Source organism: Verrucomicrobia bacterium CG1_02_43_26, from assembly GCA_001872735.1.
Classification (GTDB): Bacteria; Verrucomicrobiota; Verrucomicrobiia; order Opitutales; family CG1-02-43-26; genus CG1-02-43-26.
Map to the genome: position 1 here is coordinate 69,797 of MNWT01000013.1, position 15,220 is coordinate 85,016.

At 41.8% G+C, this 15,220-nt stretch carries 13 protein-coding genes; 7 read left to right on the top strand and 6 right to left on the bottom strand.

Features of this window, described 5'->3' with window-relative positions:
• Positions 1 to 614: 614 nt before the first annotated feature.
• Positions 615 to 842: a hypothetical protein gene (locus tag AUJ82_04530; GenBank protein ID OIO59824.1), complete on the top strand. Its 228-nt coding sequence runs from the start codon at positions 615 to 617 to the stop codon at positions 840 to 842.
• 29 nt (positions 843 to 871) lie between these two features.
• On the opposite strand, the gene AUJ82_04535 is transcribed toward AUJ82_04530, so the two are convergent.
• Positions 872 to 2,548 carry a DNA repair protein RecN gene (locus tag AUJ82_04535; protein ID OIO59825.1) on the bottom strand — a complete coding sequence of 559 codons (1,677 nt, stop codon included), beginning with the start codon at positions 2,546 to 2,548 and terminating at the stop codon, positions 872 to 874.
• A 124-nt stretch (positions 2,549 to 2,672) separates the two neighbouring features.
• Between AUJ82_04535 and AUJ82_04540 the strand changes: the two genes are divergently transcribed.
• From AUJ82_04540 to AUJ82_04565, 6 genes are all read left to right on the top strand, one after another.
• The gene (locus tag AUJ82_04540) at positions 2,673 to 3,629 is read left to right on the top strand and encodes a hypothetical protein (GenBank protein ID OIO59898.1); all 957 of its coding nucleotides are present in this window, start codon (positions 2,673 to 2,675) and stop codon (positions 3,627 to 3,629) included.
• Positions 3,630 to 3,633: 4 nt separating this feature from the next.
• Positions 3,634 to 4,398 (top strand): hypothetical protein, encoded by a 765-nt coding sequence (locus tag AUJ82_04545; GenBank protein OIO59826.1) that lies wholly within the window; start codon positions 3,634 to 3,636, stop codon positions 4,396 to 4,398.
• 5 nt (positions 4,399 to 4,403) lie between these two features.
• Positions 4,404 to 5,873, top strand: coding sequence for a hypothetical protein (locus AUJ82_04550; GenBank protein OIO59827.1), 1,470 nt, complete (start codon positions 4,404 to 4,406; stop codon positions 5,871 to 5,873).
• Between the two features lie 183 nt (positions 5,874 to 6,056).
• Positions 6,057 to 6,725 carry a repressor LexA gene (locus AUJ82_04555; protein OIO59828.1) on the top strand — a complete coding sequence of 223 codons (669 nt, stop codon included), beginning with the start codon at positions 6,057 to 6,059 and terminating at the stop codon, positions 6,723 to 6,725.
• Between the two features lie 125 nt (positions 6,726 to 6,850).
• The gene (locus AUJ82_04560) at positions 6,851 to 8,080 is read left to right on the top strand and encodes a cell cycle protein (GenBank protein ID OIO59899.1); all 1,230 of its coding nucleotides are present in this window, start codon (positions 6,851 to 6,853) and stop codon (positions 8,078 to 8,080) included.
• An 88-nt stretch (positions 8,081 to 8,168) separates the two neighbouring features.
• Positions 8,169 to 9,926 carry a ribonuclease E/G gene (locus tag AUJ82_04565; GenBank protein OIO59829.1) on the top strand — a complete coding sequence of 586 codons (1,758 nt, stop codon included), beginning with the start codon at positions 8,169 to 8,171 and terminating at the stop codon, positions 9,924 to 9,926.
• Positions 9,927 to 9,936: 10 nt separating this feature from the next.
• Here AUJ82_04565 and AUJ82_04570 read toward each other — a convergent pair whose 3' ends face one another.
• The 5 genes from AUJ82_04570 to AUJ82_04590 form a co-directional block, all read right to left on the bottom strand.
• Positions 9,937 to 10,605, bottom strand: coding sequence for a hypothetical protein (locus AUJ82_04570; protein OIO59830.1), 669 nt, complete (start codon positions 10,603 to 10,605; stop codon positions 9,937 to 9,939).
• Entirely contained in the window at positions 10,602 to 11,231 is a 630-nt protein-coding gene (locus tag AUJ82_04575) for a hypothetical protein (GenBank protein OIO59831.1), read from the bottom strand. Before AUJ82_04575 ends, AUJ82_04570 begins: the two co-directional genes overlap by 4 nt.
• 15 nt (positions 11,232 to 11,246) lie before the next feature.
• Positions 11,247 to 12,305 carry a delta-aminolevulinic acid dehydratase gene (locus tag AUJ82_04580; GenBank protein ID OIO59832.1) on the bottom strand — a complete coding sequence of 353 codons (1,059 nt, stop codon included), beginning with the start codon at positions 12,303 to 12,305 and terminating at the stop codon, positions 11,247 to 11,249.
• 122 nt (positions 12,306 to 12,427) lie between these two features.
• Positions 12,428 to 13,765, bottom strand: a complete 1,338-nt coding sequence (locus tag AUJ82_04585) for a hypothetical protein (GenBank protein OIO59833.1) — start codon at positions 13,763 to 13,765, stop codon at positions 12,428 to 12,430.
• A complete protein-coding gene (locus AUJ82_04590) occupies positions 13,766 to 15,118 on the bottom strand; it encodes a hypothetical protein (GenBank protein ID OIO59834.1) in 1,353 nt (450 codons plus the stop codon). It abuts the gene before it with no gap.
• Positions 15,119 to 15,220 lie beyond the last annotated feature (102 nt).

Consider the following 15,220-nt stretch of genomic DNA (forward strand, 5'->3'; position numbering starts at 1 on the left):
TTCGGATGGTTAATTAGCTACGCCAAAATCGCCAACTTCTTTTATTTATCAAACTGTTAAACAATATAATCATTTCTATATATATAATATATTACCCCATTATGCCCGAACACGAGTATTCCTGTCAACGTTTTTTAAACAACACGCAAAAAATAGCTTAGCTTAAAACCGCGTAAGCCATTCGATACAAAATACTTATGAATGAAATTTTCGTTGGCTTATTTTTGATTATTTCAATTTTATTGGTTGGTTGAGGCAAAACCTCGTCCACTTTAGGGGGAGGTGCTATTGGCGCCGCTGCAGGAGCTGGTTTAGGCTACGCAATCGGTGGAAGTGCAGGTGCCCCTATTTTAGGCGGAGTCGTTGGAGGCCTCGGCGGCGCAGCCATTGGCCATCAAGTTGGAGACGATGATAGCAGCAACAATCGATCCACCAATTCATCTTCAAGTAATGTGGAGCGTGGAAAAACATACGGCTCGAGCATGAATTAAGTGATTTCAAAAACCTATGCCCCAAAACAACGAAATTAGCCTAATATTTTATTACTTTTGGCACGATTTTAAATCATTCCACACAACTTGACAAATCACCTTATCCCGTTGTAGTGTATAGACATGAGAAGATTAGGCATAAGTTTGTTGTTATTAGGTCTTGTCATCCTAGCGGGGTGCGATAAAACTTCGTCCACTTTAGGTGGCGCAGGCATCGGCACAGCCGCTGGAGCCGGTTTGGGCTATATGATCGGAGGCGGAGCCACAGGTGCGATCATCGGCGGCGTAGCTGGCGGTCTAGGTGGCGCAGCTATTGGGCACCAAGTGGGTGATGACGAAAAGAAGAAATAAATAGTCAACGAACATTATAACGCGAAAGGTTAAAGCGAGACTGTGAGGAGTTCCCGAGCATGCTGCAGTGCAGTGGAAGCTTTGCTATCGCCCAGCATTCGAGCAAGCTCCTCTACCCTTTGCGTTAGACCTTTACCAATGTCATTGATCGTCACCCTTGTCTGGTCTTCAAGTTGTTCTTTAACCACAAGAAAATGATTTTCTCCAAGCGCAGCCACTTGAGGTAAGTGGGTAATACATAACACCTGATGCTTTGCGCCCAATTTTTTCAATTCTCGCCCGACATTGACTCCAATCTCTCCTCCAACATTGGCATCCACTTCATCAAAAACCAGTAGAGGCGTGGCATCCACGGATGCTAATATGGTCTTAAGTGCCAACATCACACGAGCCATCTCGCCAGAGGATGCGATTTTATTCAAGGGTTGAGGACTTTGCCCAACGTTTGGCGCAAACAAAAACACTACCGTACTATTCCCCCATTCGGCCAGTTTCGCAGCGTCTTCAACTTTTATTTCAAACAACGCATGCTTAAAGCCAAGCGTTAACATACACTTTTGTATTTCTTGAGCTAATTTTTGACCCGCCTTACGTCTTTTCTGGGTTATCATTGAAGCTTGCTCCACGAGCTTCTTTTCCATGACATCCGCTTGCTCCAATAGTGCCTCAATTTGAGCATCTATATTTGTCTGATTTTGCAATTTATTAAAAAGACCCGTTCTTTTTTGAAGCACAAGCTCCAAAGAAGAGCCATATTTCCGCTGCAATCCTAACCATCGAGACATATCATTCTGTATTGCACGGGCATCATCATCATCAAAATCCAAACCTTGCACAATTTTGTCATACTCACTGCCAATATCATCACACTCAATCACCATTGCCTTTAAGCGATCCAACAAAACATCTCCGGCAGCAGGGTCTAATTCCGCCAATATTTCAGCGCTTTTAATAATTTTCCTTAAACGCTCGATCACACTGCTAGAGCCCACTAGGTTCATTAAGATCTTTTGGCTTTCTTCCGCCAATTCTTTTGCGGAATGTAGGCGCTTGAAATCTCTCTCTAATCGCTCAATTCGCTCTTGTGTTGGGTTAATGCTATCAATCTCATCAATCTGGCCCTTATAAAAGTATTGCTCATCCTCGCTCAACTGCTCTGATTCCTTCATGTTTTCGACACTTTTCAAAAGTGCCTTCCAATGATCATACCCACTCTGATAATCAGACACTTCACTTTCCAGACCGGAAAAAACATCCAGCATCTTCAGCTGGTATTTTTCTAGAAGCAATTTTTGAGGCTCCCCTGGACCATGAAAATCTATCCATCTCTTGCCCAGCTTTTGTAGCGCTGCTAGAGTAGCAAGCCCCCCGTTTACATATATTCTTTGAGGTCTATCACTATAAATCGTTCTTTTTAATATCAAAATACCTTTTTCATCAGTCGGAGCTAGCCCTAGTTCGTTCAAGGTTTCATCAATATCAACGACACTCCGCCGTAAGTCTAATACAGCCTCAATCCCGCAAAAACCTGCCCCCTGGCGTATGGTGCTTTTCTCGACCCTTGCCCCTGAAAGCAATGCCAGAGCACCCAGAAGAACACTTTTACCTGCACCCGTTTCACCTGTAACAGTCGTAAAGCCGGGTTTAAACTCTAATTGAACTTCTTCCAATAAAGCCAAGTTTTTTATGCGTAAATACTGTAACATCCTATCTTATTAATACTTCTGGGCAAAATAGGGGTCAAGCTGTAACACATCGATGCGTTAATAGCACCATTTTAGTGTTTACCCACAAAATTTTCCCTCTATCCTTATCTTTGTGGAAAACGCTATTGTAGCAGAAAATTTAACTAAATACTTCGGATCCACTAAAGCTATCGATTCTGTTTCCTTTACGATTAAAAAAGGGGAAATCGTTGGTTTTTTGGGCCCCAATGGAGCTGGAAAAAGCACTACGCTAAGGATCTTGTGCGGGCTTTTGCGGGCTCACTCAGGAAATGCTTATATTGCAGGAACTTCAGTAGCACTATCCCCCAATCTCACAAAAAAGCATATCGGCTACATGCCGGAGAATAACCCGCTCATTGACGAACTTCGAGTCGATGAATATCTCTATTTTAGGGCCAGAATGAAAATGATAACCAAAGCCAACCGTCGTAAGGAGGTTGACGAAGCGATGGAACTATGCGATCTCACTAGAACTGCTAAAAAAAAGATCATCAGAACACTTTCGAAAGGGTATCGCCAACGTGTAGGCATCGCAGACTGCCTCTTGGGCAAGCCTGATATCATTATTATGGACGAGCCTACTATCGGGCTAGATCCTCACCAAATCATTGCGATTCGACAACTTATAGACTCACTAAGGGGCAAAATGACCGTTGTCCTCTCTAGCCATATCCTGCCTGAAATAGAGGCATCCTGCGATCGGGTGATCATCATTAATCGTGGCCACATTGTAGCTCAGGGTTCATCAAAGGAACTCAGAGAGATTTTCGCAACTCAAAACCAGTTTAAGCTCACGCTCACCAGCCACCCTGAGGAACTTTGCGCAAAGCTACAAGAGCTGGATCCGTCTATCAAAATTATAGATGAACGTGCTTGCATGGAACAGCCTTGGTCAGTTTTTACCATTGAGACCGCAAACAAAGCGCTTTCAGGCCAACACTTCATTCAATTATTGAGAGATCCTAAGTACGAATTAAAGGAAGTCCAAGCACTCCCTTTAACCCTTGAAGATATTTTTCTTACGGCAACAAAACAAAGCTGGCGAGACAGTTCTTTCTAATCCTATGAGTGCCTTTTTCCATCTATTCTTTCACGAAATCAAAATGCTGGGGATCTCTGTCTCAACATATATAGCAGGCGTACTTTTCCTTGCCCTCATGGGATTCCTCTATCTCATGATCCTCGAATCATACGCTAGCGCTCCTCAAGACAACTTTCCTTCAACAGAATTTTTTAGAATCTTTTGGCTTCCTGTGTTTTTCATGGTTCCCTTATTGACCATGAAAAGTATCGCCGATGAGCGTAGAACGGGCACGCTGGAAACACTCAAAACAACTCCTATCAATGCTTGGTCTATCGTCCTTAGCAAATTTCTTGCCGCTTATTTCTTTTATATGGCGCTGTGGGCCATTACCCTCAGTTTTCCGATCATTACGCAGCTTGCCGTCCCCTACTTTAAGGCGGAGAACCGACTTTTTGACCTAGCATCTCTCATTGGAGGCTATTCTTTTATCGCTCTCAGTGGCTTTCTTTACATATCCCTGGGAATTTTGGCAAGTAGCCTTACCCGAAGCCAACTGGTAGCCGGCATGCTTTCTTTTTCTTTTCTTTTTCTGTTAATGGTGGGGGGAAAGCTCTTCTTGGACCTCCCCTTTTTGGATCTTTCATTGATCCCATATCTCCCCGAGGCCGTTAATTATCTTCAAACATTCCAGCATTTAGAAGATTTCAGCCGAGGCGTTATTGACTCCCGTCCCATCTTTTTCTATCTCGTCAATGGGCTATTTGCGCTCGGTGTCACGAGCATAATCATTGAGGATAAGCTCTAACTCTTATGAAAGACGAATTCAAACAAGCCGGCTGGAGCAGGGCCATTAATCGTACTCTTCAAATCATTTTCGCCATTACTTTTATTTTGGTAATCAACATCATCGCGGCAAGGCAGTTTACTCGCCATGACCTTACTCAAAACCACCGCTACTCGTTAAGCGCCGAATCCCTCGCCTATTTAAAAGCATTAAAAGGGCCTATTGATGTATATGTTACCATCCCTCGCCAGTCAGACCAAAAAGAGGTAGTTACCCTTTATAACGATGTTAGCAACATCCTTCGTGAATATGAATTCGCAGTCAAAAGCATTCATCCAGATTTTTTTAAAGTTCATTATATAGATATTTATCAACAGCGCAAGGTGGCCGAGGAGCTCAACCAGCGCTTTGGCTTGCAGAAAGACAATGTTGTTTACGTAGCCAGCGGAAAGCAATTTCAAGTGATCCTGCCAAGTGATTTGTATGAGGTGGAAAGTGGTAAAATCACAGGATTTAAGGGTGAACAGGCCATCACCTCTGCAATCCTTGAGGTAACAAGCGGTAGTAAGGATAAAATTTATTTCCTGACGGGCCATGGTGAAATGCGTATCGATGATACCTCTCCTCTTCGCGGCCTATCCGAGCTCTACCATTCCCTACAAGAAAGGAATCTTGATGTCGCAGCCATTGATCTCAGCACCAGGAGCGATGTCCCCGAAGATGCCAGCTGCCTTATCATCCCCTCGCCTCAATCGCCTCTACTCGCATCAGAAGCACAAAAGGTTCGTCATTACTTGGAAGAAGACAATGGGCGTGCCATCTTCTTGCTGGATCCAGCACAAAACCATGGCCTGGACGAGCTTCTCTATGAGTGGGGAATTCTTTCAGATGATATGCTCGTGATAGACACAGGGAAAGATTTCCAATCCGCAGAAGGAGACTTGATCATCAGGCGCTATGCAGAGCACTCTATTACAAAACCCTTAATCGACTTCCAGCTCCCTATCCTTGTTGGGCTAAGCCGTCCTGCTCGCCCGCACCCGGGAGCCCCTTTAGATGAGCGCCAATCTACCATTACTCTAATTGCTTCATCTGATGAAAGCTGGGGTGAGCGTGCCTATTTCGATAGTGACACAATCAAGTTTGACAGCAGTACAGATCTAATAGGCCCTGTATCCATTGCCGCATTGACTGAAAGACGGGTTAATTCTGAGCTAGGTATAAACATCCCCGGAGGGCGCGTAGTTGCCTTTGGTAATGCTGATTTCATCTCAAATAACCGATTCAATACATTAGGAAACAAACTCCTTTTCACAAACACTGTCCTCTGGACGCTTGACAGGGAAAGCCTTCTAAGCATTCCGCCTAAGTCCATTGAAGATATCCAGTTTACCCTTAGCCGCCAAGATCTCTTGAGAACCGGAATGGGATTGAGCATATTACCTGCGGTTGTGTTAATTTTAGGGATAAGTATATCTTGGATGCGTCGCCGTTAATTAGCCATCAAAGCCACTAAAAACCATCCATCTCCAGAAAGCCCAACACATACTTATTCCTCCAAACCCATCAAATCGCGGGTAAAAATTGATTAATTACCTGTAAAGGAAGATGTTGCACGACTTGAAGGGGGAATAAAAACCGGCTTGACAGTGAACAATTGAACAGGTAAATCTGGGATTATGAAAGAGCTTACCCAACGCCAACAAGAGATACTGAATTACCTAAAGAAGCATTTTCAAGAAAATGGTTATTGGCCCAGTATACGAGAAACGCAGAAACAATTCAAATTCAAGAGCACGAATGCTGTGATGGGGCATCTTAAGGCACTGCAGGACAAGGGCATGCTCACAAAAATACCTGGGCACGCAAGAGCGTTTAAGGTGGAAACGTCTGCCACAACCACGGTACAGGAAGAGGAACAACCTAAGTGGAACAGCATGCGGGAGATTCAAGAAGAGAGCATTTTAAGTATACCGATTTACGGCAGCATTGCGGCCGGATATCCCGATCGAGTCGAATCCAGTGGAGCGATCGGAAATTTGCAGCTGGACATAGAAACCTCTGGTATACGGAACCGTCAAAAATCATTCGCGCTTAAAGTACGCGGAGAGAGCATGATCGATGCCGGCATTTATGAGGGCGACATTGTTGTCCTTGAAGCCACAGAACCCCACAATAATGATATTGTTGCGGCACTCATTGACGGAGAAACAACATTGAAGCGCTATATATATGCTAATGGGGGCCCGGCTTACTTAAAGGCAGAAAACCCGGACTACCCTAGCCTGCATCCAGCAAATGAGCTGGTCATCCAAGGTGTGGCGCGATCTATTGTTCGCAATTTGTAATTCCCAGCCGTTTCATGCCCAAATGCATGGGCAAGCTGGCTTAAATCGCTGTCTGCTTGATTTTACTTTACCAGCAAAGCCTTTTAGCTATACTATGTAGCCACGAAATGAACCATACGCTTAGTATCCAATTTATTCTACATAAAATCCGGCAGCTTACGCACAAAGCCGGATCTGAGCGTTATGACCTCGTCTCTCCGTTTATCATGGTTGTGTTGGCATTGATCGGGGTATGCTTCATTTATTCAGCACAAAGCTATAGCCTTGGTGGGCAATGGCTTACGCAGTTATTTTGGTTATTCATAGGATTAATTGTTTATGTAATAGCCTCTACGATCAATTACAAGGTATACATGGAGTATGCGCACGTCATCTATGCTGTGGGAATTTTAGTGCTACTTCTCCTCTGGACGCCTTTAGGAATGAAGGTTTATGGATCTCTGCGTTGGTTAAATTTTAGATTTTTCTCGATACAACCAACAGAGGCTACAAAAATAGCGACGTTGATCCTTGCCTGCAGTATTCTTGCGAGAGAAGAGATTAAGAGCTTTTCGGATTCTCTGAAAACCTTATTCAAAACAGGCTGCGTATTTTTGCTACCAATATTATTGATTTTTTTACAACCTGATCTAGGATCTACTTTAGTGTTTCCACCTATGCTGTTTGCATTGTTATATGTATCTAAACTTTCCAAGCGATTTTTCATAATCGTCTTTTTGATATTTTTATTTATTCTTGGGTTAGTTTCATGGGACATATATGGGTATAGCAGCTTTTTAACGGAGCACAAGCTTTCAGCCTCAAAGAGCGCTGGAGCATATGAAGCACAAGCAATTTTGCCGCTTAAGGATTACCAGAGGAACCGTATATTGTCCTTTGTCGCACCGCAGGTGATCGACCCCAAAGGGACAGATACGACATGGAACCTTAGGCAGTCATTAATCGCAATTGGTTCTGGTGGTCTTTTTGGCAAAGGCCACAATAAAGGAACTCAAGCAAAATTAGGATATTTGCCGCAATCCGTTGCGCCAAATGATTTTATATTCTCGGTACTTGCAGAAGAAAAAGGATTTATAGGCGCATTGCTTGTATTAACCCTCTACTTTTTACTTGTTGGTAATGGCATACGCATCGCCGGAATGGCACGAGACCGATTCGGGATGTTACTTGCCGTAGGAATCAGTACCATATTTATGGTACACATATTTGTAAATGTAGGAATGACGATAGGTATTATGCCGATTACCGGCATACCATTGCCATTCCTAAGTTATGGTGGTTCTTTTATTCTAAGTTGTTGTTTTCTTCAAGGTCTCATTCAAAGTATTTATCGTTTTCGAAAAGATTACACCTGAATGATTAAAATAGCCTGATATACGTGACAATAGACAACTTTTGATAAAAGGAGCACCATTTCAATGATAGTTGAAAGGGACTCTTATAATGGAAAAAAATGAAATAAAAAAAACTGAAAACGCAGAAAAAATTTCTCCTTCAATCGAGGAAGAACTCAAGCAACCTCCTGAGGAAAAAATGTCTGAACCGATCGAGCCTCAGCAACTTAGGCATGATGCTCGAGAAAGATCTAAAAAAAGACCTTTGCTGCAAAAAATATCGAATGCGCTAAAAGGGAAAAGTGAACCTTTTCGCGAAATCATTATTAACTCTGAGCCCTTAGAGCGCAGAGTAGCGTTATTGGTAGACGGTGTTTTGGAAAAATTCGAAGTGGAACGCGCCCATGAAGAACGCATGGTCGGTGCTATCTTTAAGGGTAAAATACAAAACCTAGAACCGGGACTTAAGGCTGCTTTTGTGGACATAGGCCAGAGCAAGAATGCGTTTCTTCACTATTGGGATATCTTGCCAAGTGTTGCAGATGGTTCGATTGAAATCGTCCGCGAAAACCAATCGGAGTCTCAGAAGAAGCGTAGCAAAGAGAAAATCTCGCTAAAAGACATTCCTCGCCTGTATCCTATTGGAACTGAGATCGTTATTCAGATCACAAAAACGCAAATCGGCACAAAGGGTCCCAGGACAACAACGAATATATCGTTACCAGGACGTTTTATTGTACTGACTCCTTATTCCGGACAGTGCGGGATATCAAGAAAGATTGAGGACCCGCGAGAGCGCGATCGCTTAAAGAAGATCATCCGCACATTAACCCTTCCAGAAGGCATGGGCTTGATCGTCCGTACAGCTGGTGAGGGCAAAAAATTGCGTTACTTTATACGCGATTTGCACCTCTTGCTCAACAAGTGGGACAATATTGCAAAGAAAATGGAATCCACTTCTGAGCCAACGTTGTTGGATCAAGAACCGAATATACTGGAACGCACGGTACGTGATTTTCTAACAGAAGATATTGACCGCATTTTAGTGGATTCAAAAGAAGATCAACAGGAATTGTTTGATATCATTCAGCAGATATCTCCTCGCTCGAAATCCAAAGTGTTTTTGTTTAATGAGAATATTCCAATATTTGAGCGTTATAATATCGAACGTCAGATTGAACAGACGTTTATGCGCCGCGTTCCCTTGCCATCAGGTGGCGAAATTGTGATTGAAGAAACGGAAGCCTTAACAGCGATCGATGTTAACACAGGATCACATAAAGAGTCTACCCGTGACAGCAAGGATTTCATTGTCAACGTGAACTTAGAAGCTGCCCGTGAGTCCGCACGCCAAATCAAGCTTAGAAATATCGGCGGCCTCATCATTCTCGACTTCATTGACATGAAGAACAAGCGTGATCGGAATGTTGTATACGATCGCATGAGGAGAGAAATGAGCACAGATAAGGCCAAAAGCCATATCCTTCAAATATCCCCTTTGGGAATCATGCAAATGACCCGTCAACGCCATGAAGAGTCCATCAGCAGCGGTGTCTATAAAGCCTGCCCTTATTGCCATGGTCGAGGTATCATAAAGTCTGACCGCACAATGAGTGTCGAAATACAAAGGAAGCTTGTGAGCGTAATACGCCAAGCCAGAAGACGCGGCGCCGATATACAACAACCCATACATTATCGTATACTGCTACACCCTATGGTATTGGAGCGCTTACGCACAGAAGATGAGCAGTTACTCGTTGAACTTGAAAAACAGTACAATGTACGTCTATCCTTCAGGGCGGATCCGATCTACCATATTGAAAATTATAAGATCGTTGATCCTCAAACAGGTATCGAAGTACGCTAATTTTGAATCACTAAGCGGGTATAATTGTTTCCAATTCTAGAAGATTGGAAATGGTTATATCCGCTTCTTTCGTTTGATCAACTTGCAAGTGGGCGTGTTCTCCCCTAGGGCGCCGAATGCGGACAGTTTTCCATGAAAGTTGCTTTGCGCCAATAAAGTCCTTGGAAGGATTATCCCCAATATATACGCAATTTTGCCCCGAAGTTTTAAAGAAATCCATTACTTTCGTAAATCCTGCCGGATGAGGCTTAGAGCACCCCTCCCCTAATGAATCGGTGTATATAATAGGCTCAATATACTCCCCTAAATGGAGCGCAGTTATCTTGGATTGTTGAACAGAAGCTAAGCCATCGGTGATGATGGCTAAGTTTTTTGTTTTTTGATAATGCTTGATAATTTTTTGAGCCTCATCAAATAACGTCAACTGAGGCTTATGCTTGCGATAGACCTCGATGCACTCTTGAAGCAAGAATAAATCCCGAATGCCCAAGCTGTCAAAGACAACGTTGAATATGTTACCCCGCAATCCATACAAAAATGCCCTTTCGGCAATAGGCAAAAAATTATTAATATTATGCTGCTGCTTCAGGAAAATATCTGCGGCACGAAACCCGCTTAAAGCGAATTGTCTTTCGGGATACAGGGTGTCATCTAAATCAAAGACGATCGTTGTGATCATTTAGAAATATTATGTGAAGAACCATCAAACATGGGCTCCGTATATGCTATCCCATCTCGTTTAAAAATCTTGACCGCAGTGAGGATGAGAATTTTAATATCAAACAATAGGGAGCGGTTATCGACATATTCGACATCAAGTTCAAAACGCTTTTCCCAAGTCAAATTATTACGACCATTGACTTGCGCCCAGCCAGTAATGCCTGGGAGGACTTCATGCCTTCTCATTTGAGTATCACTGTAATGCTCCAAGAACGACATCAGCAAGGGGCGAGGACCGATAAAACTCATTTCGCCACGTAAGATATTAATCAATTGCGGTAATTCATCCAAGCTAGAAGCACGCAGAAAGCGCCCCCATTTGGTAAGACGCTGAGCATCTGGCAACAAATTACCTTCTGCATCTTTTTCCAACGACATAGTCCTAAACTTCATAATGGCAAAGGGTTTAGCATCCTTGCCCGGCCGAATTTGTTTGAACAAAAGTGGTCTACCAAAGAAAAAGAACTGCAATACTATGACCAAAAGAAACAATGGACTGAGCATAACCATCAAGAACAGCGCAAGCGAGTAGTCAAACACACGCTTAAAGCAATCGGTAGTGAAGTGGTTTTTTCTGGAACGCATAGGACTGTTGTTATGTTATTTCTTTGAAAGTTGTTGCGCGAACTGTTTGGCAAAATAAGAGAAGATGATATCGGCACCGGCTCGCTTAATGGCAATCAAGGATTCATCGCGAGCTTTTTCATAATCTAACCAACCCAAACTTGCCGCAGCGTGAATCTGAGCGTACTCTCCAGAAACTTGATAAGCCGCTATGGGAAGCTCGGTACGATCCCGCAACTCGCGAATAATGTCCAAATAAATACCCGCAGGCTTAACCATCAGCATATCGGCACCCTCTGCCTCATCTAAACTCGCCTCTATCAACGCTTGTCTACGGTTTTCAGGGCTAATCTGATAGGTGCGCTTATCTAAATTGTTCGTACCCGCTGCTTTTGCAGAACCTACGGCATCCCTAAACGGCCCGTAGTAAGCAGAATTGTATTTTGCAGCATAAGCCATAATACCAGTTGTTGTAAAACCAGCTCGATCCAAGCCTGATCTAATCGAACCAATACGACCATCCATCATATCGGAAGGCGCAACAAAATCCACACCTGCCTCCGCGTGATTTAAGGCCATTTGAGTTAAAAGATGCACGGAAGGATCGTTGTCCACATCTGCGCCCATGGCATTGAGTATACCATCATGGCCATGGACCGTGTAAGGATCCAGTGCTATATCCGTCATCAACAATAACTCTGGAAAATTCTTTTTAACCTCACGAACAGCGCGTAAAACAAGCGTATCTGGATTTAAAGCTTCCTCAGCAAGAGGAGATTTTAGCGAAACATCGAGTTTAGGAAAAATTACAATCGAACGAATGCCCAGCTTTAAACATGCCTCACATTCTTGCAAGAGCGTATTAATCGTCAAACGATCCACGCCAGGCATGGAAGGGACCGCTTCGTTTGGGCCATTACCCTCTATGATAAAAAAAGGTTGAACAAAATCTTCAGCACGAAGAAACGTCTCTGCGACAAGAGCTCGAACGGCAGCTTTCTGCCTTAAGCGACGCGGGCGATGTGGTAAATCAAGAACGGCATCTAAAGATAAGCCTGAAGGAGTCTTGATATCGCAAGGGGAAAATGTCTGCATAAATTACTTAATATAGATTATAGTTAAATATATTAAAAAACCGGACTACTTGAGGCAATCAAATATTAAGCTAGTCCATTTTGGCAGTTTTTCACTTTTTAAACACCAAGTACATCATCAACTTATGGAATAAAACTCACTAACTTAACAATATTGTCTGCTAGAGATTTTGGGTTATGAAACTTCCTCCAATTATCAGAAATTTGATCAACAGACTTTTGAAACGAATGATAATCATTGGCAACGTCCAAAACCTTCTTTTCAAAAGAACTATAGGACCCCGATTCAAAAATCAGCTGATTCAAATTCAATTGAGCCAACTCGTATGCTATCCAGGTGCCACTGGACGCAACAGGAACTTTATTATTAGCTAAACAGTCAGTAAATATGCCCGATGTGCATTTAGCATAGTGCTTCCCTTGATAAGGCAGCAGCATAATATCCGTGCGTTCAATAATACGATCATACTGATCCGAAGGAATGTTCTTAGGCAAAAAATTCACATATTTATTATTAATGTTCCTTTCTAAAAACGAGCAATTTTGTGCAAATTGTTTTTTGAGCATTACAATTTCCTGGGCATCAAATTGAGCATGCACTTCAACATTCGCTTCTGAAAGTTTTTGAGAACATAGTAATCGAAAGACGAACTCACTTCCTTTAACAGCATTATTCCCCCCCCAATAAGTAATTACTTTGCGAAGATTGTTTTTTTGTTTGAAACAAGACATGGATCCGTGCTTATTATTCCGGAATGCGGGTATAGGAAGGAGCTGCACGGGCACCTTAAGTAAGTCCTCTTGTTCTTTTTTCAGCAACACGCTATCTGTGAATAGGGTAACATTGGCGGTAGAGCAACATCGTAAAAGGCTTCTGACTGCAAATTTCGTAATCCACCTTGATAACATACTTCCCAAACGATGATCTCCGTGATTAGAAAATCTCAAAAAAAGAAAAAAATGGCTTTCCTGTAAAACCTTCCCTCTTTTAATCATTAAATAAATAAATGCATAGCCCAAAATTCGAAAGTACTGAATAGTATCTACAAAAAAAACGCATTCTGTTTTTGCAAATTTCTTTTTTATCGCTCTTACAAAACGAATGCTCTCCCACATAAAATAAAAGGATTCTGTAATATCTTTAAATAAAAAAGTGTGGGATATTTTTCTAAATTTACGCAAAAATTTAAAACTTTTGCTTCTATATTTAGCAAGTAGGGATGTATTCGGCTCTTTTTCAGAATTAGAGGACAAGGGACTATTAGCCGCAAAAGCGCTAAAAAAAGGAATAAAGCAAGAAAACTGAGACTGTATTTCCGGCAACGCATCTCTAGCACCGTAGACGGAGACATCAAATGTTGATTGATTAAGATTTTGGCTTAGGCTATAAATGTAATCAAAGTAATGGCCATCAAATTTTCGAAAATGAGGCTGAATAAATATAAAATTAACTTTCTTCATCTAGGCAGTGCTGTGATCATTTTTATGTTTCTGATAAAAATAGTAAAATATAAAGCCAATAAAAGTTTCGTTAATAATAGTCACTACTGCTGCTGCATAGAGCCCAAAAATCGGTAAAAAAATTAAATTTAGGCCTACCGAAACTATCGCACCTACTGTAGATATTACAGCAAAATGCTTATCTTTCTTTAAGACGATTAAAGAAAGTGAAAATATTTGCGCAATAAACGCAATAAGCCAAGCAACTATGAGTATCTTAAATATTCCACTTGACGCATGAAATGCAGGACCTAAAAAGAGATTGAAAATCAAATCTGAAAATAATGCCAATACAATGATAATCGGAACCCCCATAAGCAAATATAGCTTAACAAGAAGCGTTTGCTTTGTTTTTAGCACCTCAGCCCCTCTCTCTCTCCATTTTGTCAAACGTGGTATTAATAAAAAACTGATAGAATTAAATAACAGCTGAAGCACATTACTCATTGTCCAAGCAGCTCGAAATATTCCCGCACCTTCTGTTCCAATAAAAAATGCAATTAAAGGCAGTTGAAATCCGCCATACAGGAACATAACAAAATTATTCCAACCAAAAGGCCATGACTCTTTGAGCAATTCTAGCGTTTTAGCAAAAGATAAATTAAAAAGATGTATTCTTCCTATATTTTTAAAGAAATAAACCCAAGAAGCAAAAACTACCAAACTATTGACTGAAACTAAAACCAGTAGATCAGACCCCATAGGCATATCACGATGAAAATAAATAAAGTAAAGAACGGCAATAAGAACGCTCCCTAAAGTACTAATTATTGTTTGAATATGCACCCGCTCCAGTCCTTGATATGCAAATGTCAACCGCAATGCGCCAAAACTAGCATCATTAAATAAAAGAATTGAAGAAATCGACCAAATCATCAACTCTCTTCCCTCAAATAAGCAGAAGCAAACCACTAACCAAATAATCCCAATAAGAAGAGTAAATAGTACTCGAATCCCTATTATAAGCGATGTCAATTGTAGCGCCTTATCAGCATCACTTGCTATTTTTCGTGTTGCCACACTATCAAACCCTAAATCAGCAAACAGTGACGCAGGCTTAGCCATATTTTGAATCACCCCAGAAACTCCGAAGTTAAATGCGCCTAGGCAACGTGCAGCATATGCATTAGCAAAAAACGATATTCCCCTTGAAAGGACATTACAAACGAACAATATTCCTGCTTGCTTTGCAAATTTTGATTTTCGAGATTGCTGAAGCAAGGTCACCCCTTTCCCTATAATAGTATATCTATCTGCCAATATTAAAATTATTGCCTCGAAATACTTGCAGGTGCGAATGACAGCGTTGGACATTTACGGAAAAAGTGATTGATTCAAGACGACTTGTAAAAGGATTCTACACCCAAACTGACAAAGCATAAACCAAACGATAGATCTACTCAGAATCAAGAATGA

Excerpts from the sequence above, each read along its gene's own strand:
- AUJ82_04530 (OIO59824.1), top strand. The coding sequence starts at position 615 with ATGAGAAGATTAGGCATAAGTTTGTTGTTATTAGGTCTTGTCATCCTA.
- AUJ82_04535 (OIO59825.1), bottom strand. The coding sequence starts at position 2,548 with ATGTTACAGTATTTACGCATAAAAAACTTGGCTTTATTGGAAGAAGTT.
- AUJ82_04545 (OIO59826.1), top strand. The coding sequence starts at position 3,634 with ATGAGTGCCTTTTTCCATCTATTCTTTCACGAAATCAAAATGCTGGGG.
- AUJ82_04550 (OIO59827.1), top strand. The coding sequence starts at position 4,404 with ATGAAAGACGAATTCAAACAAGCCGGCTGGAGCAGGGCCATTAATCGT.
- AUJ82_04555 (OIO59828.1), top strand. The coding sequence starts at position 6,057 with ATGAAAGAGCTTACCCAACGCCAACAAGAGATACTGAATTACCTAAAG.
- AUJ82_04565 (OIO59829.1), top strand. The coding sequence starts at position 8,169 with ATGGAAAAAAATGAAATAAAAAAAACTGAAAACGCAGAAAAAATTTCT.
- AUJ82_04570 (OIO59830.1), bottom strand. The coding sequence starts at position 10,605 with ATGATCACAACGATCGTCTTTGATTTAGATGACACCCTGTATCCCGAA.
- AUJ82_04575 (OIO59831.1), bottom strand. The coding sequence starts at position 11,231 with ATGCGTTCCAGAAAAAACCACTTCACTACCGATTGCTTTAAGCGTGTG.
- AUJ82_04580 (OIO59832.1), bottom strand. The coding sequence starts at position 12,305 with ATGCAGACATTTTCCCCTTGCGATATCAAGACTCCTTCAGGCTTATCT.
- AUJ82_04585 (OIO59833.1), bottom strand. The coding sequence starts at position 13,765 with ATGAAGAAAGTTAATTTTATATTTATTCAGCCTCATTTTCGAAAATTT.
- AUJ82_04590 (OIO59834.1), bottom strand. The coding sequence starts at position 15,118 with ATGTCCAACGCTGTCATTCGCACCTGCAAGTATTTCGAGGCAATAATT.